Below are 19,265 nucleotides of genomic sequence, written 5' to 3'. Positions count from 1 at the left end.
TCAGACGGCGACTAGTTTATGCAGGCGCTCGGCTGGAGTTTCCCAGCCGAGCGTTTTGCGCGGGCGGCCGTTTGAGCTTGGCAGCAACGGCGGCAAGGTGCTCGATTTCCGAGCCTTGGTCCCAGGTCAGCGAGCGCGCCACATTCGAGGGCAGACTCTGCACGGGCTTCACCAGTGCGTCGCGCATGTGTTCGGTGATGCGGTCGTCGGGCAGGTGTACCAGCATCACGTAGTGGGTGGCGCGTACGATAAAAGTGCCGATTGCGGGGCGTTGTCCTTCCCGATTATGAGGTCGCATTCCCAGTGGCCGGGCACCGCCCGGTCCTCCGCCTCGGCCGGCCGTTCGCTGACCATGACCATCGGATGTCTGAGCTATGGGCCTTCGTGGCCCTTGTACTCGACACGCGCGGCCGGGCCGCTGGTGCACGCTGAGGGCGCTCCCGTCTGTATGTGTCTGCGCGGCCGTGTCCGGGGCGACGAATGTTGACGGATTGCCTCGAGTGGCCCGCGGGCACCGTGTCGATGGCCATCGGTACCTGCCCATCCACTCCAGTGGCGCAGTGCCCCTTGCGGACCACGATTGGTCGGGTGCTGGCAACTGCCGCTGGAGACGCCCTCGACCGGGTGGTCGGCGTCTTGCCTGCCGACCCCGACTGGCGGCATGAGGCTGCCGGGAACAGGGCCGTACCGCGCCGAGCGATTGCCGTCGACGGCAAGGCGCTGAAGGGCTCGGCCCGCATGGCCGCCACCCACAGGTAGCTGCTCTCCGTGATGACCCATGCCATGCCGTCATTCTCGCCCAGGCGGAGTCCGGTGTGATGGGCTTCTGCTGGTACAGCGCGAGATCTTGGTGCCCGTGCCCTAAAAGGGTTTCCGCTCGGGTGTGGGATGTCGTCGGCTGGCGGGCATGACTTTTGATGGCGGTCGGCCAGATGGTGCGGGGCTTGGTGTGTGCCCCCGCGTCCGATGCGGGCGGGGACGGACCCGCTGGGTGAGCTGGCATTGGCCACTCGTTCGCGGCTGTCAGCCGTGACGCTCGTTTGACGCTCCGGGTTCCCACGGACAGGACGATGAGCTGAGAAGGGGTCTCTGACCTGGGCTTTTCCATCACGTGCTCCGGCCGACATCTTTTCGATGACGCACCATGTGGAGTGCGTGGCCATCCTGGAACCCGCCGAAAAGGGTGCCTGACCTGCAGCTTCCCGGGATTCCCGGGCATGGCGGGATGCGCTCGACATGTTTCCCACCGGACACGAGGTGGAGCGCGCGGCCGTCCAGGCACACTGCTCTGACCTGCGGTTTCACCCAAGAGTGCAAGGGCAAGCGGTCTGCGGCGGCCTTCGTCGGGCATGGTGCACGACGGGCTCGACGCTCATCTGACGCTCGTTCTTTTGGTGCGTCAGGTGAGCCTCGAACCCACGGCGCAGTACGGTTCGTCGCGTCATCGTGGAGGAGAGGATTCTTGGCCGCCGCGAGCCACTTGGCCGCCCGGGTGGCCAGGTCGGTGTAGCCGTCTTGGCCCCGGTCGGTGCGGTCGGGGCGCTGAGATACATCCGCCTTCGGTAAGCCGGAAACTGGTGAATTGCAACCCGGTGTCCGAGTAGTCCACGAGTTCCTTCGGCCAGGGTGGGCGGCCTTCGCGATCGCGCTGCCATAGCGCCATCTCCACTGCGCCCACGACGGGTTGGGTCTACGTGGAATGCGATGCGGGCCGGCCCGTCATCCGGAGGTGAACGTGTTGGCAACGAAGGCGACGTAGACGATTCCGGACCAGGTCTTGACGTAGGTGAAGTCGGCGGCCCAGCAGCGGTTCGGTGCCGGCGCGACGAACTTGCGGTCCACGAGGTCGGGGCCCGCTCGACGGATCCGCCCGGGATTGTCGTGATCACCTTTGCCCCGGATCGCGCCGGTGATGCCGAGGTCGCGCATGGGTGTCGCTCGCTTCGGATTAACCGCACAGGCAACTGGAGTTCTCCTGGAATGCACCCGTGATTCTCACGGGGTCCTCATGTGGGGTTGATTGCGTTCCTTCTCGTCGGCCGGTCCTGGCCGTACGACAAGGAGGCGCAGGTGTCACAAGCCGCAGGAGCAGATGAGGACGGGCGGCCGCTGCGTGTGGCCAGCAGACTGCACGCCTTCAACCGGTTCGAGCTGAAGTATCTGGTGCCGGTCGAGCAGGCCGCGGAGATCCGGGACGAGTTGGGTGAGCGGATGGACCGCGATCTCAACAGCCCGGTGGGCGGCTATGGCGTGTGGAGCCTTTACTACGACACCCCTCAGCTGCGTTTCTACTGGGAGAAGATCGAGGGTCTGAAGTTCCGCCGCAAGCTGCGCATCCGCCACTACGGGGATCTCGACGGAGTCACTGATGACTCGCCGGTGTGCGTGGAGATCAAGCAGCGCGTCAACCGGGTCACGCAGAAGCGGCGGATCACTCTGCCGTACGGGGTGGCGCGGCGCTTGTGTGACGGCCGCGAGATGGTCGACCACAGCGTGAAGGAGAGTGCCTTCATCCAGGAGGTCCTCGAACTGGTCGTGCGGCTGAATCTGCAGCCCACCGCGATCACGGGCTACCAGCGCGAAGCCCTGGTGGGCCGGGACGCCGATACCGGGCTGCGGGTCACCTTCGACCGGCGCGTCCGCGGCCGGGACCGGGACTTCCACTTCGGCACGCCCACCCCGGAGAACCGGTTCACCATACCGCCGCACATGTCGGTGATGGAGGTCAAGGTCAACGAGCGTACGCCCCATTGGATCACCGATCTGGCCGCCCGGCGGAACCTCAACCTGGTCCGGATCTCCAAGTACGTGCAGTCGATCGAGGCGTTCGGCCTGGCGCCGCGCTCGGTCTTCCACATCAACGAGGCGGACTGCCCGCCGCCCGCCCCCATCGAGCAGCAGCGGCAGACGTTGCTGAAAGCAGGAGCACAGTGAATTTCGATCTGCAGGAACTCAGCGGGACGTTCAGCGTCACCGACGTCGTGGTGGCGATGGCGCTGTCGTTCATCCTGAGCACGGTGATCGGCTACACGTACCGGTACACGCACCGCAATGTGTCCTACAGCCAGTCCTACGTCCAGACCCTCGTGATCGTCGGAATGGTCGTCGCGCTGATCATGCTGGTGGTCGGGTCCAACCTGGCCCGGGCGTTCTCCTTGGTCGGCGCGTTGTCGGTGGTCCGGTTCCGTAACGCGGTCAAGGAGACCCGGGACGTCGGCTTCATCTTCCTGACCATGGCTATCGGCATGGCGTGCGGCGCCCGCTTCTACACGCTGGCCGTGGCCGGCGCCATAGTGGTCTGCGTCGTCATCCTGGTCATGTTCAAGTTCAACTGGTTCGCCCTGAACGTGCAGCGGCAGGTCGTCAAGGTCCAGGTCCCGCCGGGCGAGGACTACGGCCCGGCGATCAGCGACGTCCTGATCAAGTACACCACTGAGTACGAGCTGGTGAGCACTGAGACGATCCGCGGCGGCGCGCTGACTGAGGTCTTCTACACCGTGCGGATGAAGAAGGGGACCGAGCCCGGTGATCTGGTGGCGGCGCTCCAGGAGCGGACGTCCGGGCAGCGGGTGACGGTCCTGACCGGTTACGACACCACGGACCTGTGATGACCGGCGACAAGCGGGACCCGGTGGTGGTGCCGGTACGCAAGCGGCGGTTGAAGGACCGGCTGCCGGTGCGGCTGCGCCACCACTGGAAGCCGGCCGGGGCGCTATGCGCGGGACTCGCGGTGGCGGTCTACTTCTTCGGCGACGCCCGCGTGTCGCCGTACGTGACCTCCTCCTCGCGGGTGGAGGCTGACGCCATCACACAGAGCATCGAAGGCACTGTCGACCTTTACGATGCGTCGGTGTCCCACTCGATCCAGCTCACCTACGAGCAGACCGACTTCAACAAGATGATGAAGGAGTTCGAGGACGAGGGGACGAAGGACTATATCTCGGCCGACCTGACGATCGACGGCGTCCATCTGGAGGACGTCGGGATCCGTCTCAAGGGGAACTCCACCCTGATGTCCCTGCGGGGTAACGGCAAGGGCATGCCCGGTGGCGGCCGGAACATGCCCGGCAACGCCGGTGACCAGCAGGGCGCCCCGCCCGCCGCCGATCAGGGCGCGGGCGGGGGCCGGGACCGCGGCCAGAACACCGGCGGCGGTCCCGGCACCACCGAGCAGCAACCCGGCCAGAAGGCCGAGAACGGCGCCACCGGCGGCCCGCCCGCCGCCACCGCAGGCCAGGACGGTACGGCCGGGGCTCCCGCAGGTGGTCAGGGCAACGCCGGTGGGGGTCCTGGCGGGATGGTGCAGTACGACCTGTCCGCGAAGAAGCCCGAGGAACTGCCCTGGCTGATCAAGATCGACGAGTACATCGAAGGACGCGCCTACCAGGGGGAGCGGGAGATCTCGCTGCGCCCCGGTGCGAATGAGCAGGTGCCGTTGAACGAGGCGCTGTCGCTGTCGCTGACGGAGTCCTCCGGGCAGCCCGCCGAGGCGTACAGCTTCACTTCGGTGCAGGTGAACAACCGGCCCGCGGTGACCCGCCTGATGGTCGACAACCCGGACACCGATTACGCAGAGGCCATCGGCGACGGAAACGGGGTGTTGTACAAGGCGCGGGCCGGGGGAAGTTTCGCTGATCGCGGGGACGACCCGTCCGACTACGAGACGTCCTTCCGCCAGCTCAACAAGGTCGGCAGCCAGGACCTGAAGCCGGTCATGAAGCTGATCAAGTGGGTGGACGAAGCCTCCGACAAGGAGTTCGAGGAGGAACTGCACAAGTACGTGGACGTCGACTCGCTCGCCGCGTACATCGCCACGCAGAACCTCCTGCTGAACTTCGACGACATCTCCGGTCCCGGTAAGAACTACATGCTCTATTACGACCTGGACACCAAGAAGTTCTCCGTCCTGGGGTGGGACTACAACCTCACCTTCTCCGGCGACACCGCTGCAGGCCCGGACGACAAGGTCGGCATGGGGGACATGGGCGGCGGCCTTGGACGGGGAGGAGACGGACAGAACGGCGAAGGCGGCCCCGGCCGGCCGGAAGGCGGACTGCCGGAGGGCATGCCCGCGATGCCGGAAGCAATGCCGGAGATGCCCGAAGGGATGGAGATGCCCGAGGGAATGCCGGAGGGAATGCCGGAGGGGATGCCGGGCGGTGGGAACGGCGAAGCGGGCCGGGGAGGCTCGATGGGCGGGAACGCCCTGAAGGACCGGTTCCTGGAGTCCGACGCCTTCGACGCGGTCTACAAGGCGGCGTACAAGAAGGTGTACGCGAAGACCTTCGGTTCCGGCACGGCGACCGAGGCCCTGGACACCATCGCGGCGCAGGCCCGAGAGGCGGCCGGTCCTTCGAAGGAGCTGGACGCCGCCGTGGAGAAGTTGCGTACGACGGTGACCGAGCGCACCGCGGCGCTCGCGAAGAACAAGCAGGTCACCGGATGACCCCGGAGCTCGGGGCGGCCCAGCCGTCCTGGGCTCCGGCCTCCTCCCACAGGTGGTGCCGCTACTCTCGCGCGGCACCACCTTCTACCCCAGTGAGCCGCACATGTCCCGCCCCGTCTCCGGGCCGGCTTCGGCCCGGTCCACGATCCTCGTGGTCGAGGACGACTCCAGTATCCGCACCCTGCTCACCTCCGCCCTGGGAGCCGCCGGATACGCCGTCGTCGCGGCCATCACCGGCCAGGAGGCCATGTTCAAGGCGGGCGACAGACGTCCCGACCTGATCGTCATGGACGTCATGCTGCCCGATGCCGACGGCTTCGACCTGACCCGGCAGCTTCGCGCGCAGGGCCTGTACACACCGGTGCTGTTCCTCACCGCCCGCACCGAGGTCGAGGACCGGATCATCGGCCTCAGCTCCGGCGGCGACGACTACGTCACCAAGCCCTTCCACGTCCAGGAGGTGCTGCTGCGCATCCGCGCGATCCTGCGCCGCGCCGCGGCCCCGGCCGCGCCCGGCCGCACCCGGCCGCCTCTGCGCTACGCGGACCTCGTCCTGGACGAGGACGCCCACACCGTCCAGCGCGCGGGCCGCCCCCTGAAGCTGTCACCGACGGAGTTCCGGCTGCTGGCCTGCCTCATGGCGCAGGCCGAACGGGTACTCGGCAAACGAGAGATCCTGCAGGAGGTTTGGCAGTACGACTTCGCCGGCGACACCCGGATCGTCGACACCTACATCAAGAACCTGCGACGCAAGATCGACGCCAACTCGTCCCCAATGATCCACACGATCCGTGGCGTCGGCTACTGCCTGCGTCTGACGGACAGCGACAGCACCGAAAGACCTCGCTCATGAGGAACCGCGCAAGCCCTCCGCGTTCGTTGCGAACCCGTCTCGTGCTCATCGCCACCGTCTTGGCGACCTGTGCCGTGCTGCTGTGTCAGACCGCCGGACTGAGTGTGCTGCGCTCCTGGCTCACCGACCAGGTCGACGATCGACTCACCGGCTTCCGGCCGCCCACCCGCGTCTACGAGGACATCGCCGACGGCGGCCGGCTACGCACACCCGAGAGCGACGACGCCCTGCCCTCGGACTACCGCGTCTACTTCTACGACTCCGACGGCCACCTGATGGACGACTCACTGGGCCGCACCGACGACCGGGGGCCCAACCTCCCCGCCCGCACCAACGAGTTGAGCCTGCGCAACGGCGATCCCGCCACAGTCGAGGCCCGCGACGGCAGTGCCACCTGGCGTGTGGTCACCGATTCCGGGCCCGACCGCATGCGCGCTGTGGTCGCCCTGCCCCTGGACACCGTCGACGGCGCCACCACCAAGCTGCTGTGGTTCAGCGCGTTCCTCGGCGTGGTCGTCGCCGCCGGTGTCGCCCTGCTCGGCAACGCCGCCGTGCGCCTGGGTCTACGGCCTCTTTCCCGAGTCGAGGGCACCGCGCAGCGGATCACCGGAGGGGACCTGAACCTGCGCGTGCCCGACACCGACCCCGCCACCGAGGTCGGACGGCTGGGGCAGGCCCTGAACACCATGCTCGACCGGCTGCGCACCGCCCTGCACCACACCGCTGCCTCCGAACGGCAGATGCGCCGATTCATGGCCGACGCCGGACATGAACTGCGCACCCCACTCACCGCGATCCAGGGATTCGCCGAACTCCTCCACGACGACCCCCGCATGTCCGCCGAGCGCCGCACCGAGGCCCACGCACTGATCGCCGCCAACGCCAACCGCATGAGCCGCCTGGTCGACGACCTCTTCCTGCTCGCCAAACTCGGCCACGCCCCCGCACCTCACCCCGAACCCGTGGACCTGCTCTCCCTGGCCGCCGACAGCATCACCAGCACGGCTGTACGCCACCCCGAGCGCGCCATCACCCTCGAACCTCTCCACGCCGGCTCCGCCGACACCAGCGATCAGGAACTCGACGTCGTCGAAGCCGTCGGCGACGCCGACCAGCTCGCCCAGGTCGTTACCAATCTGCTGGCCAACGCCTGTGCCCACACCCCGGCCTCTGCACGCATCCACGTACGCGTCGGCACCATCGGCACGAGCCCCGCCGCCGGAGGCGTCGAACGGCCCGGCCGCACCAGCGCCACCCCCGCCCTTCCCCCCGGCACCACCGCCGCCGTGATCGAGGTCGCCGACACCGGCCCCGGTCTCACCCCTGACGACGCCCGCCACGTCTTCGACCGCTTCTACCGAGCCGCCCCCGCAGTCTCGGACGAGCCAGGCAGCGGCCTCGGCCTCGCGATCGCCTCCGCTATCGCCGAAGCCCATCAGGGCCGCCTGGAGCTCGACACCCGACCCACAGCCGGATGCACCTTCCGCGTTCTTCTGCCCGCGCACTGAGGAAGCTCACCGATGAGACTGACCACCCTGCGTATCACCAGCACCCGCACCGCCGCTGCACGCCTGGACAACAACCGCCGCACGCTCCTGCCCTTCTCCGATGTCGGCGCCCTCCTCGCCACCGGCGAGTCCTGGCAGGACCATGCCGCCGACCCCGGAGAACTCCTCACCCCCACCCACGCCCCGACCGCCACCGGACCACTCACCACACGGCTCGCCACCATTAACCAGGTGTACGTGAACTACGCCACGCGCGCCAAGGAACTGAACGCTCCACAACCGCCGATACCTCAACTGCTGACAACCCCCCTCGCCGCTCTCGTCGGCGACCGGGACAACCTCCGTCCCACTCCTGAAACGGACATCCAGTGGGGCGTCGAACTCGGCGTCATGATCGGCCAGTACACCTCCCGCGTCCCCGAGGCCAAAGCCCTGCAGAGCATCGCCGGGTACACCGTCGTCAATACCGTCGCTGCACATGGCCGGCCCGCCATCGTTGCCGTAGGACCGCAGCTCGTCACCCCCGACGAACTGCCACCCGGTGCCCGCGGACTTACCTTGACCGCGACGCTCGACGGCCACCTGAGGCAGAAGGCCAACACCTCCGACCTGCTTTTCGACGTCGCCACCCTCATCGCGCGCATCAGCACCCGCACCACACTCGTGCCCGGCGACCTGGTCACCACCGGGACCCCCGCAGCGACAAGCCCCGGCCAACTCCACGACGGCAGCCGCATCACCGTCGCCATCAAAGGAATCGGTGAACTCCGCAACACCATCATCCTGTGACGTCCACAGGCTCTCGATGAAGCGCGGCCCACCGCAAACTGCCGACCGGTCGGCGGCAGAAGAACTCGCGGACCGCGTCTCCAGCTCCCAGGCGTCACGCTCCGGCGAGGTCCAGGCCCTCTGTTGACCGTGACGCTCCGGGCCCCGAGATACCCCCTCCCGAGCCGAGATACCCGCTTTGACCTGCGGTTTCCGCCGCTGCGCTCGCTGCGACATCTTTCCGATGACCCACCATCTCGAGTGCGTGGCGATTCTGGAGCCTGCGGCAAAGAGCACCTGACCTGCGGTTTTTTGACCGGGTGGGGTGCTTGACCTGTTTCCCTCCGCGGAACGGGCCGGTAGGGCGGATCGCCCTCGCAAGCCTCCTGACCTGCGGATTCACGAGAGAGGCGCTTACCTCGGCGACGCCATCAAGGTCTCGCTCCGAAACTCTTGACGCTCGGGTGACGTTCGAAGTGGAGGTCTGCCCCCCCCGGATCCCACCGACTGGGGCCGCACGGCCGGGCCCTCGGCGCGGGGTACGGCAACTCAGGCACGGGCATCCCTCTGCCCCTCCTCAGCAGCCGCGCGAGCTGCCACGTATGTTTCGTCCAGCTCGGACCCGTGCGGGGGTGCGGCCCAGGCCGTAGCTGTCGTGCCGGCGGGTGGCCCATTGCGCGAAGTCCGGCAGGGTCTGTTCCATGCCGAGCGCGTAGCGGCGCAGGCCGTGGCGGTCGAGGTGGGTGTCTCCGATGTCGCTGTCGGGCATGATCCGGTCGGCGTGCTCGGGGAACATCGACGCGTAGGCGGAGCCGAGTGCCGTGCCATAGGAAGTAGCCCAGGCAACTGGTCGTCTCCTCGTCGGGCGCGGCCCGGATTTGGTCCCGGTCGCGGGCGGTGTTCGCAGTGCCGGCTCGCTTGCCGCGTTGTTCTCTCAGCCCCCGGAAGGTCAGCCCACTGTCTCTTGCTGTGTCCAGTGGGCTGACGGTGGTCCTGACCAGACGGTCATGGGGGCGACGGCCCGAGCCTCTACTTGGTCGCGCCTTGGGCGAAGCCGTTGTAGATGTAGCGCTGGAGGAACAGGAAGATGACCAGCGTGGGGATGATGACGAGAACCGCTCCGGCCGAGATGTTTTCCCAGTGGGCTCCGAACGGCCCTTTGAACCGGAACAGGGCGGTGGAGACCGTTCCGAGTTCCTGGGAGGGCATGTAGAGGAAGGGGATGTAGAAGTCGTTGTAGACGGTGATCCCCTTGATGATCACCACGGTCGCGATTGCCGGCTTGAGCAGCGGGAAGATGATCTTTCGGTAGATCGTGAAGGAGTTCGCCCCGTCCAGCCGCGCGGCTTCGTCGAGCGAGACAGGGATGCCGCGGATGAACTGCAGGAACACGTAGATCGAGACGATGTCGGTGCCCATGTAGAGCAGGATCGGGGCCCAGCGCGTGTCGAACAGCCCGAAGCTGTTCACCACCTGGAAGGTGGCGACCTGCGTGGTGACCCCCGGCACGAGGGTGGCGATGAGGAAAAGGCCCATGACGAGCTTCTTGGCCCGGAAGCGGAAGCGGTCGATGGCGTAGGCCGTCATCGAACCGATGATCACGGTGCCGCTGATGGAGAACAGCAGGATGAACGCGGTGTTGCCGAAGGCCGTCAGCATCGCGCCGTGGGAGAACGCGGTCCCGTAGTTGCTGAAGTTCAGCCAGTTGCCCGGCAGCGACAGCGCGCCGCCGTCCGAGGCTTCCTTGGAAGTTTTCAGAGACGTGAGGAAGACGACGCTGAGCGGGAGAAGGACCACCAGTGAGGCGATGACGAGCGACAGGTAGATCAGCGCCTGACCGATGCGGCCACGGCGTCGGACGCGTCGCGTGTCGGACGCGGAGCGGGTGGCAGCGGTCTGCTGGGCCGTGGTCATACGAGGTCCACCTTTTCGTCGGGCACGAGACGGCGCTGGATCCAGGTGATCAGCAGGATGATCATCAGCAGCACCACCGCGGCGGCCGAGGCCAGCCCGGTCTTGTTGAACTGGAAGGCGAGCTTCACCGTCTGGATGACGAACGTCGACGTGCCGGTCGCGCCGCCGGTCATGATGTACGGGATCTCGAAGACGGCGAGGGAGCCAGAGATCGCCAGGATGATGCTCAGGCTCAGTACGGGCCGGATGCTCGGCGCGATGATGTGGCGGAACTGCTGCCAGCGGGTCGCGCCGTCGAGTTGGGCGGCCTCGTAGAGTTCGCCGGGAATCGACTGGATGGCGCCGAGGAACAGGACGAAGTTCAGGCCGGTGAAGCGCCAGACGGATACGCCGGCGAGTGAGGTGTTCGCTGATTCGGGGTCGCCCAGCCAGGCGTGGTCGGTGTCTGCTCCGAACCAGGACAGGACCGAGTCCAGGGTTCCGCCGTCCTGGAAGAAGTACAGGAAGACGAATCCGATCGCCACGCCGTTGATGAGGTAGGGGAAGAAGAGCAGGCCCTTGAACAGGTTGCGGAACCGCAGATCGAAGCTGAGCACTGTGGCGAAGTAGAGCGCGATGGCGATCTGCGCCACGGAGGCGGCCAGGTAGTAGAAGCTCACGAAGAACACCCGGAAGAGCTCGGGCCGGGTGAAGATCTGGACGTAGTTGTCCGCTCCGGTGAAGTTCCGGTCGGGGCTGATGCCGTCCCAGTCCGTGAAGCTGTAATAGATCATGTTCCCCACGGGTACGTAGGTGAACGTGATCAGCAGTACCAGGGGGGCTGCCAGGAACAGCCACGGAGTCGCGCGGCGGAGCAGTTGGCCCCATGCGCGGCGTCCGTGAGGGTGACTGGTGCCGCTCGCTTTGGTGCTGGGACGGGAGGTCGCTGCGCGGTGCGTGTTCACGCTCGCGACCTCGGTCGTCTTGGTCATGTCGGGCCTTTCGTCATCCGCGTCTCGATTCCTTGTGCGCGGGAGGGAGTGGGCCCCGGCCGGCGTCGTTCGGCCGGGGCCTCCCTCGCCGGGTCAGGATCCGGCGGTCTTTGCTGCCTCGTCCCACCGCTTGTTCAGGTCGGTGAAGTAGTCCTCGAGGCTGCCCTTCTGGGCTCCGCGGGCGATGTCGATCAGCTTCTGGCGGTAGTCGGGCTTGTTGAGCCCGATCTCGGCGGCGTTGTCGATGTCGTTGACCTTGCCCGTGCCAGTCTCCGAGCGCTCCACGTAGGTGACATCGTTGTCAACGAAGTCCTTGAGGGTGGCGGGCATCGGGGCCGACTTGAGGGTGGGGACGGCGCCCTCCTTGGCGGAGTAGCCCGACTTCTCGGTGAACCAGTCGATCCATGCCCGTGCCGCCTCCTTGTGCTTGGAGTGGGCGTTCACGGCCTGCTGGTAGTCGGAGACGAGGGTGGCGCAGTGGCCGTCGCCCTTCAGGACCGGGAGGGGCATGTAGCCGATGTCGTCCGGGTTCTTGCCCGCCTGCTCGGCGGCGTCCTGCATCTGTGTGATGGACCAGGAGCCCACCATCATGGATCCGATCTCGCCCTTGGCGAGCTTGGTCTTGGAGGCTTCCCAGTTGGTGGTGCTGGGGTCCTTCTCCGAGAGCTCTCCCTTGACGATGTCGTGCAGCAGGGTGTCGATCACCTGGAGTTCGCTTCCCCGCTTCCACGGGGAGACGGGACCGGCGAGCTTGTTGGTGGCGTTCTTGTCGCAGGTGACGGAGCCGATGTTGGTGGTCCACTGGACGAGGGGCCACCCGTCCTTGAAGTTGGTGTAGTAGGGGGTCGCGCCGGTCTTGGTCTTGATCGCCTCCAGTCCGGCGAGGAACTCGTCCGGCGTGGTGGGCCAGGCGGTGACGCCTGCCTTCTTCCACAGGGCCTTGTTGTAGACGAAGCCGTTGGCGGTGCCGAACTGGGCGATGCCGTAGACCTTTTTGTTGACGGCGGCTTTGTCGCTGAAGCGGTACTTGTCCGCCATCTTGATGGAGGTGCCGAGGGGGGCGAAGAACTTGGGGTAGTCGTTCTTGGAGACGGAGGCCGGGATCATGAGGACGTCGCCGTAGTCCTCGGTGTTCATCCGGATCTTGACTTCGCCCTCGTAGTCGGTCAGGCCCTCGAACTTCACCTTGACCTTCGGGTAGATCTTGTTGAACTCCGCCGCGTACGCGTCCATGGCCCCGCTCTGGACCAGGTCCGTCCGCTGGGTGAGGACCGTGATGGAGCCGGTCGCCTTGCCCGGGTCGGCTGGGGCCTCGGCCATCTCGGTCGAGGGCGCCCCTCCGCCGCTACAGCCCGTCGCGGTCAGCGTTGCGATGGCCAAAAGTGCACCTGCGAGCGTCTTGGTCTTCCCCATGTGCCCAACTCCTTCAGATGGCGGCTCAGGTCTGCGGTGGGATGTTGGCACTATGACAGCCAGTGTGTGAACCGGTAAAGCTTTCATTTCCCGGACGATGCCTAATCGTTACCAGGCGATGCATTGGTGCAGGTGGGAGGGCCTGAAGGTGTTCAGTGCGTTACGACTCCGTAACTAGACCGGTTTATAGACAGTGATCGAGTGGAGGGCTAAGTTGTGCGACGTCATACATCCGCCAGCGCGCGCACTGGGCGATTGGAGCCGCACATGAAAGACGTCACCCCGCTTACCGATGGCTGGACCCTGCGTCACGGGCAGGATCAGCTCCCCGCTCAGGTCCCGGGCTGCGTCCACACGGATCTGCTCGCCGCCGGAGTCATTCCGGATCCGTTCCTGGAGCTGAACGAGGCCGAGGTCGCCTGGGTCGGACGGCGTTCGTGGACCTATGCCACCGACGTGCTTCACGACAGTCGGCACGAGCGCACCGACCTCGTCTTCGAGGGCCTGGACACCGCTGCGCGGATCACCTTCGACGGACGGGAGGTGGGAGCGACCCGGAACATGCACCGCACCTACCGGTTCGACGTCACGGGGCTCGCCGGCAGGCTGGAGGTGAACTTCGCCTCCGCCTACACAGAGGCCGAAGCGGTACGGGCGATCACCGGAGACCGGCCCAACGTCTACCCCGAGCCGTTCCAGTACATCCGGAAGATGGCCAGCAGCTTCGGCTGGGACTGGGGGCCGACCCTCGTCACCGCGGGCATCTGGCGGCCCGTACGGCTGGAGCACTGGTCGACGGCGCGCCTCGCGTCCGTACGGCCGCTCGTCACCGTCGACGAAGCCACGGGAAGCGTCGAGGTCAGACTGCAGGTCGAGCGCACCACCGGAGGTGCGAACGCGAGCCTGCTGGCTCGCGCCACAGTGGCCGGCGAAACGGCAGAAGTCCGCTTCGAGGGCGACGAAGCCGTGCTGCGCCTGTCGGTCGACGCGCCACAGCTCTGGTGGCCGCGCGGATACGGTGACCAGCCGCTGTACGACCTCGACGTCACTCTGTCCGACCATGAGGGGCAGCTGGACACCTGGCACCGGCGCATCGGCTTCCGCACCATCGAACTGGACCGCACGGCCGACGCGCGGGGCTCGGGTTTCACCTTGGTCGTCAACGGCGAGCGCGTGTTCGCCCGGGGGGTCAACTGGATCCCCGACGATGTGTTCCCCTCCCGCGTCACGCCGGAGGGCTACCGCACCCGGCTCGGCCAGGCCGCTGACGCCAACGTCGACCTTGTGCGCATCTGGGGCGGCGGCATCTACGAGGACGAAGCGTTCTACGACGTCTGCGACGAGCTCGGGCTGATGGTCTGGCAGGACTTCCTCTTCGCCTGCGCCGCCTACCCGGAGGAGCAGCCGCTGCGAGGAGAGATCGAGGCAGAGGCGCGCGACAACGTTGTCCGACTGATGCCGCACCCCAGCCTGGTCCTGTGGAACGGCAACAACGAGAACCTCTGGGGCTTCCGCGACTGGGACTGGGAGCCCGGCCTCGCGGGCGACTCGTGGGGCGAGGGCTACTACCTGGGTCTGCTGCCCCGTCTGGTCGCCGAACTCGACCCCACCCGGCACTATGCCGCAGGCAGCCCCTGGTCCGGAACGTGGGACCACCACCCGAACGACCCGGACCACGGCACTTATCACTCCTGGGAAGTGTGGAACCGCCAGGACTACGCCGAATACCGCGCGAACGTTCCCCGGTTCGTCGCCGAGTTCGGATGGCAGGCCCCCCCGGCGATGGCCACCCTCCAACGCGCGCTTCCGAACGAGGTGCTGGCCCCCGACTCCCCGGGCATGCTGCACCACCAGAAGGCCGAGGACGGCAACGGCAAGCTCAACCGCGGCGTCGCCCGCCACTTCACCCTGCCCGAGGGCGACTTCGACCGGTGGCACTACCTGACCCAGGTCGTCCAGGCCCGTGCCGTCGCCGCAGGCATCGAGCACTGGCGCTCCCACTGGCCGACATGTGCCGGCACCGTGGTCTGGCAGCTCAACGACTGCTGGCCGGTGAGCTCCTGGGCCGCGATCGACGGGGACGGCCGCCTCAAGCCGCTCCACCACGAGCTGCGCCGTGTCTACGCGGACCGGCTGCTGACCCTGCAGCCCAGCGACGAGGGCCTCGTCCTCGCAGCCATCAACCAGGCCCCCACCGAATGGCGCACCACGGTGACACTGCGCCGCCTCGAAGCCGACGGTGCCACAGTCAGCCAAGGCACGCACGAGGTGACCGTAGCCGCGCGTTCCGTCGCGCGGCTGCCGGTTCCCGCCGAGCTGGTGCCGGACGAGCGCAGCGCCAAGGAGTTCCTCGTCGCCGACGCCGACGGCCTGCGGGCCACGCACTTCCCTGTGCCCGACAAGGAGTTCGCCTACGCCCAGCCGTCCTTCGCCGTCGAGGTGGAGACGGTCACGGGCAGCGAAGGTAAGGTGGACATCGTGGTTGACGCACACACCCTCGTCAGGGACCTCCTGCTTCAGGCAGACCGGCTGAGCCCCAGCGCCGCCGCCGACCGCGGTCTCACCACCCTGCTCCCCGGAGAGCAGGTACGGATCCGGGTCGACGGCTGTGGCGAGATCAGCGCGGAGGACGCGCGGTCCGCCTTGTACTGCGCGGATACCAAGTGACCGGTCCGGCACGCATCACCATCAAGGACGTCGCGGCCCGAGCTGGCGTCTCCAAGGGTGCCGTCTCGTTGGCGTTCAACAACAAACGGGGCGTATCGGATACCACGCGCGAGCGCATCTTCGCAGCCGCGCGGGAGCTGAGCTGGGCGCCGAATCAGACAGCACGCAGCCTCTCCAGTCAGCGAGTCGACATCATCGGGCTGGCCCTGTGCCGGCCGGCCCGGCTGCTGGGCCTGGAACCGTTCTACATGGACTTCATCTCCGGCATCGAGAGCGTGCTGGCCGAACGGTCGTGTTCGCTGCTTCTGCGGCTGGTGCGCGATGTCGACGAAGAGATCGACGTGTACAAGACGTGGTGGCGCAGCCAGACGATCGCCGGCGCCGTCCTGGTCGACTTCAAGGAGGACGACGCGCGGGTTCCGGCGCTTCAGGCAGTAGGTCTGCCCGCGGTTGCGGTCGGACACCCGTCACTCACAGGATCCTTCCCCGCAGTGTGGACCGACGATGCCACGGCGACAGCTGAGGCCGTCCGCTACCTGGCCGCGCTCGGCCACCGGCGGCTGGCGCGGGTCGGCGGTCCAGCCGAGTTCGGGCACAGCGCGATCCGGACGGCAGCCTTTGCCGCGACGGTGCGTGAGCTCGGACTGGAGGAAGGACACCAGATAGCGACCGGCTTCGACGGGAAGGAAGGGGCGCGTGCGACCCGCGCACTCCTCCTGGCGGGGGAACGCCCTACCGCCATCATTTATGACAACGACATCATGGCGGTCGCCGGCGCGGGAGTCGCGGCGGAGATGGGCTTCGTGGTCCCGGACGACCTCTCTCTGCTCGCCTGGGACGATTCCCACCTGTGCCGGATCACCCACCCGCCACTGTCCGCCATGAGCCACGATGTTCACCACTTCGGTGCGGAGGTTGCTCGGTCCCTCTTCGCTCTGATAGGGGGCACGCCCACCGGAGCCCTCCAGGTCCCGACTCCTACACTCACTCCTAGGGGATCCACCGCACCGGCGCCGCAGCAGTAGGCCATTGCGGATCGGCCGAGGCCGTGTCCCCTGAACTCCGGGGCACGGCCTCGACCTCTTTGCGGCGCTCTTGTCCGGTTCGGAGTCACCCTCGCGCTGCTCGTGTCCCGGCACTGACGGGACAACCGAGGGTTGCCTGTGCCGTCCACGACATCGAGGCCGCACGCACCCACGGCATCATCGAAGCGCTCACCCGTGCCGGCATCCGGACGTGGGCCGACAGGGATATCAGGCAGCTCAGAGGACGATTCGGGCTGCCGTGGCGAGGTGCAAGGCCAGGACGGCTTTGACGATGCGGGTGGTGCTGCAACGTAGTTTGCGCTGGAGCCGCCACTTGGCGTGAGAGGAGTTCACCGCCCGCTTCCCGGCTGGGGCCGGCGACCACCACCCTGCGGCCGCGACGGCGCCTCCGGCACCACCCGCTGGAACAACTCCCACAACGCATCCGGCGCAAGCCGCTCAACCATCCCCACCACGGCCGGCAGCCTACGATCCCATCGATGTAGCTTTGCAGTTGCCTCCGGCACGGGCGCGCTCCTTGGGGGTGAAGGCCCCCTTCGGGGGTTCCGTCCGTCAGTGGGCGATGGTGCCGTCGTGTGCTTGTGCGTAGACCGAGCCTGTCGGTGTTGCTACGGGGTTAGAGCGAGGTGATTTCGAGGGTGACGGTCGAGTAGACGCTGGCGACTGTGCCGAGGCCGAGGGTGCAGGCGAGGATGTCGGTGGCCGGGCCGATGCTGGTCTGGACCACGGTGTCACCGTTGAAGAGCCCGGAGGTGACGTTGCCGGTGACGGTCACGACGAGGGTGGCGCCGACGACGGTGGCAGTTCGGTTGCCGGTGATCGTGCTGGTCTGGCCGGTGTTCCAGGTAATCGTGTAGTTCGAGGGGGCGGTCTCCAGGAGGGCCAGGCACGTCCGGTTGGGAACGTTGGCCTGCAGAGAGCGGGAGCCGGACGTCACGTCGGGGTGGCTGAGCGAGACACAGGGACCGTACTGAACGGTGGAGGAGAACGCCACGGTCTGCGGGGTGAGGCTGAGCGGAGGGCTGTAGGTGGTCGCCTCACTACTGGGCACCGTGCAGGTCACGTCGAGAAGCCCGCTGGGAGCGCCGTGGGCCGGCGCCGCGACCAGCACTCCGCCCATCAAGAGACACACGACCGCCAACGCGGCGGTCAACCGAGACCTCAAGCGGGGCTTGGCCCGTATGGACTGGAACATGCGGTCCCTCATTCCTGTCCGCCGTGCTGCGGCGCAGTTACCTGCGAAAATCAGAGCGTCGCAGCTTGGCACTGGCATGTGGCTGTGGCACTGCTCCTGCCGCATCCCACCGAACAGGGCGTGCAATCAGGGCGCAGATGCTCCGCAGTGCTCCCACCCGAACAGCACGCACCGGCGTACGCCCCTGTAAGTCGCTAAAGGGTCCCTGACCGCGTCATGGGAAGCTCACGTCCACGGTGGCACGGTAGACCGTCCCATTTCCGGCCACCGTCACGGGCTCGCCGGCAGGCGCGTACACGGAGCTGCCGACGGGCAACGCGATCTCGCCCTCCGGACCGATGACGGAGACCGTGCCGGCTGTGCAGAGGAGGATCTGCGGGGCAACGAAACCAAGCGTCACGGCTTCCCGGTGGTAGCCGGGGCGGACGACGGACAGCCGGAAGTCGTCCACAGGGGTGGCGAACACTTCTTCGCCACTGTCCGTAGCGGTGGGCCGCAGGGTGCGTACGGGAGTGGCCGAGAACGCAATCACACGGAGGAGTTCCTCGGAGTCCACGTGCTTGGACGTCAGCCCGCAACGCAGCACGTTGTCCGAACCCGCCATGACCTCCACTCCCAGGCCCCGTATGTAGGCATGTGGGATTCCGGCCCCGAGGAACAGCCCTTCACCGGGATCGAGCCGGAAGTGGTTGAGCATCAGGGCCGGCAACAGCCCGGAGTCAGAGGGGTGCGCCCGTGCGATGGAGTCGTAGCCCGCGAACGCGGCTTGGTACGGGCCGGCCGTGCGTGCCTCGCGTGCCACGGCCCGCGTGACGTCGTCCACGAGCACGGGCCCCTCGGCCAGGAACTCCGAGAAAACCTGGCGGAGCGCGGATTCCTCGGGTACCGAACGCAGCGTCGCGGAGTACTGATCCATGCGGTCGAGATGCAATGCACTCAGAAGCCCGGCACAGTCCCGCGCCGTGCGAAAGCCGCAGAGCCCCTCGAACGAGCCGAGGGCGACGATCATCTCAGGCTTGTGATTGCCATCGCGATAGTTGCGCTGGGGGGCGTCGAGGGGGATCCCTTGCCCGTTCTCCCGCTTGAAGCCGGCGGTGGCCCCGGCCAGGTCAGGGTGCACCTGGAGTGAGAGCGGTGCCTCAGCGGCCAGCAGCTTGAGCAGGAACGGGAGGCGAGGGCCGAAGCGTCGAAGAACCGGCTCACCCAGCTCGGTTTCGGGCCCCTCCTCGATGACCCGGTCGAGGGGCTGAGGCTCCCCGTGGCGCCGGACCAGGGAAGGAGCCGTCGGATGTGCCCCCATCCACAGTTCGGCCTGCCGAGACCCGTCCGGTTCCACTCCGGCCAGTTCCGGAATGGCTGTGGCGGAGCCCCAACTGTAGTGACGAACGGTATTGATCATGCGGTCCATGCGATGGTCCCTCTCATGGGCGTCACCGGCCCGACCTCACGGCCGCGGTGCGCCCCCTGGCGTTGCTGTACGGGCT

Annotated in this window: 15 protein-coding genes and 2 pseudogenes; 8 read left to right on the top strand and 9 right to left on the bottom strand. The window is 67.2% G+C overall.

Annotated features, from left to right (window positions below; translation table 11 throughout):
* Positions 1 to 363 (bottom strand): annotated as a pseudogene (locus tag ACFYQ6_RS15610) (IS30 family transposase); the annotation flags it as partial.
* A gap of 1,356 nt (positions 364 to 1,719) precedes the next feature.
* Positions 1,720 to 1,929: a hypothetical protein gene (locus tag ACFYQ6_RS15605; protein WP_388763320.1), complete on the bottom strand. Its 210-nt coding sequence runs from the start codon at positions 1,927 to 1,929 to the stop codon at positions 1,720 to 1,722.
* 141 nt (positions 1,930 to 2,070) lie between these two features.
* Here ACFYQ6_RS15605 and ACFYQ6_RS15600 point away from each other — a divergent pair, with 141 nt between their 5' ends.
* The 6 genes from ACFYQ6_RS15600 to ACFYQ6_RS15575 all read left to right on the top strand — a co-directional run bounded on the left by ACFYQ6_RS15600 (position 2,071) and on the right by ACFYQ6_RS15575 (position 8,596).
* Positions 2,071 to 2,934 (top strand): polyphosphate polymerase domain-containing protein, encoded by an 864-nt coding sequence (locus ACFYQ6_RS15600; protein WP_388763319.1) that lies wholly within the window; start codon positions 2,071 to 2,073, stop codon positions 2,932 to 2,934.
* On the top strand, positions 2,931 to 3,608 hold the full coding sequence (locus ACFYQ6_RS15595; RefSeq protein ID WP_037830460.1) for a DUF4956 domain-containing protein: 678 nt from the start codon (positions 2,931 to 2,933) through the stop codon (positions 3,606 to 3,608). The genes ACFYQ6_RS15600 and ACFYQ6_RS15595 overlap by 4 nt, the downstream gene beginning before the upstream one ends.
* Entirely contained in the window at positions 3,608 to 5,446 is a 1,839-nt protein-coding gene (locus ACFYQ6_RS15590) for a CotH kinase family protein (RefSeq protein ID WP_388763318.1), read from the top strand. Before ACFYQ6_RS15595 ends, ACFYQ6_RS15590 begins: the two co-directional genes overlap by 1 nt.
* Before the next feature lie 103 nt (positions 5,447 to 5,549).
* A complete protein-coding gene (locus ACFYQ6_RS15585) occupies positions 5,550 to 6,299 on the top strand; it encodes a response regulator transcription factor (protein ID WP_361575883.1) in 750 nt (249 codons plus the stop codon).
* Entirely contained in the window at positions 6,296 to 7,807 is a 1,512-nt protein-coding gene (locus tag ACFYQ6_RS15580) for a sensor histidine kinase (protein ID WP_388763316.1), read from the top strand. Before ACFYQ6_RS15585 ends, ACFYQ6_RS15580 begins: the two co-directional genes overlap by 4 nt.
* 12 nt (positions 7,808 to 7,819) lie before the next feature.
* Positions 7,820 to 8,596, top strand: coding sequence for a fumarylacetoacetate hydrolase family protein (locus ACFYQ6_RS15575; RefSeq protein WP_361575889.1), 777 nt, complete (start codon positions 7,820 to 7,822; stop codon positions 8,594 to 8,596).
* Between the two features lie 556 nt (positions 8,597 to 9,152).
* Here the strand turns inward: ACFYQ6_RS15575 and ACFYQ6_RS15570 are convergent.
* The 4 genes from ACFYQ6_RS15570 to ACFYQ6_RS15555 form a co-directional block, all read right to left on the bottom strand.
* Complete coding sequence (locus ACFYQ6_RS15570) at positions 9,153 to 9,371, bottom strand: hypothetical protein (RefSeq protein ID WP_388763314.1); 219 nt, start codon at positions 9,369 to 9,371, stop codon at positions 9,153 to 9,155.
* A 233-nt stretch (positions 9,372 to 9,604) separates the two neighbouring features.
* Positions 9,605 to 10,489: a carbohydrate ABC transporter permease gene (locus ACFYQ6_RS15565; protein WP_388763312.1), complete on the bottom strand. Its 885-nt coding sequence runs from the start codon at positions 10,487 to 10,489 to the stop codon at positions 9,605 to 9,607.
* Positions 10,486 to 11,460: a sugar ABC transporter permease gene (locus tag ACFYQ6_RS15560; protein ID WP_361575898.1), complete on the bottom strand. Its 975-nt coding sequence runs from the start codon at positions 11,458 to 11,460 to the stop codon at positions 10,486 to 10,488. Before ACFYQ6_RS15560 ends, ACFYQ6_RS15565 begins: the two co-directional genes overlap by 4 nt.
* 93 nt (positions 11,461 to 11,553) lie before the next feature.
* The gene (locus ACFYQ6_RS15555) at positions 11,554 to 12,873 is read right to left on the bottom strand and encodes an ABC transporter substrate-binding protein (protein WP_388763310.1); all 1,320 of its coding nucleotides are present in this window, start codon (positions 12,871 to 12,873) and stop codon (positions 11,554 to 11,556) included.
* 267 nt (positions 12,874 to 13,140) lie between these two features.
* Here ACFYQ6_RS15555 and ACFYQ6_RS15550 point away from each other — a divergent pair, with 267 nt between their 5' ends.
* Positions 13,141 to 15,540 (top strand): glycoside hydrolase family 2 protein, encoded by a 2,400-nt coding sequence (locus ACFYQ6_RS15550; RefSeq protein ID WP_361575904.1) that lies wholly within the window; start codon positions 13,141 to 13,143, stop codon positions 15,538 to 15,540.
* Positions 15,537 to 16,565 carry a LacI family DNA-binding transcriptional regulator gene (locus ACFYQ6_RS15545; protein ID WP_361575907.1) on the top strand — a complete coding sequence of 343 codons (1,029 nt, stop codon included), beginning with the start codon at positions 15,537 to 15,539 and terminating at the stop codon, positions 16,563 to 16,565. The genes ACFYQ6_RS15550 and ACFYQ6_RS15545 overlap by 4 nt, the downstream gene beginning before the upstream one ends.
* Positions 16,566 to 16,802: 237 nt before the next feature.
* On the opposite strand, the pseudogene ACFYQ6_RS15540 reads toward ACFYQ6_RS15545, so the two are convergent.
* The 3 genes and pseudogenes from ACFYQ6_RS15540 to manA all read right to left on the bottom strand — a co-directional run.
* Positions 16,803 to 16,982: pseudogene (locus ACFYQ6_RS15540) on the bottom strand (IS5/IS1182 family transposase); the annotation flags it as partial.
* Positions 16,983 to 17,202: 220 nt separating this feature from the next.
* Positions 17,203 to 17,706, bottom strand: coding sequence for a hypothetical protein (locus ACFYQ6_RS15535; protein WP_388763307.1), 504 nt, complete (start codon positions 17,704 to 17,706; stop codon positions 17,203 to 17,205).
* Between the two features lie 289 nt (positions 17,707 to 17,995).
* Positions 17,996 to 19,189, bottom strand: coding sequence for a mannose-6-phosphate isomerase, class I (manA, locus tag ACFYQ6_RS15530; RefSeq protein ID WP_388763306.1), 1,194 nt, complete (start codon positions 19,187 to 19,189; stop codon positions 17,996 to 17,998).
* Positions 19,190 to 19,265 lie beyond the last annotated feature (76 nt).

The organism is Streptomyces sp. NPDC005494 (genome assembly GCF_042872025.1).
In the GTDB taxonomy this organism is placed as follows: domain Bacteria; phylum Actinomycetota; class Actinomycetes; order Streptomycetales; family Streptomycetaceae; genus Streptomyces.
This window is presented reverse-complemented; position numbering and strand designations above follow the sequence as displayed.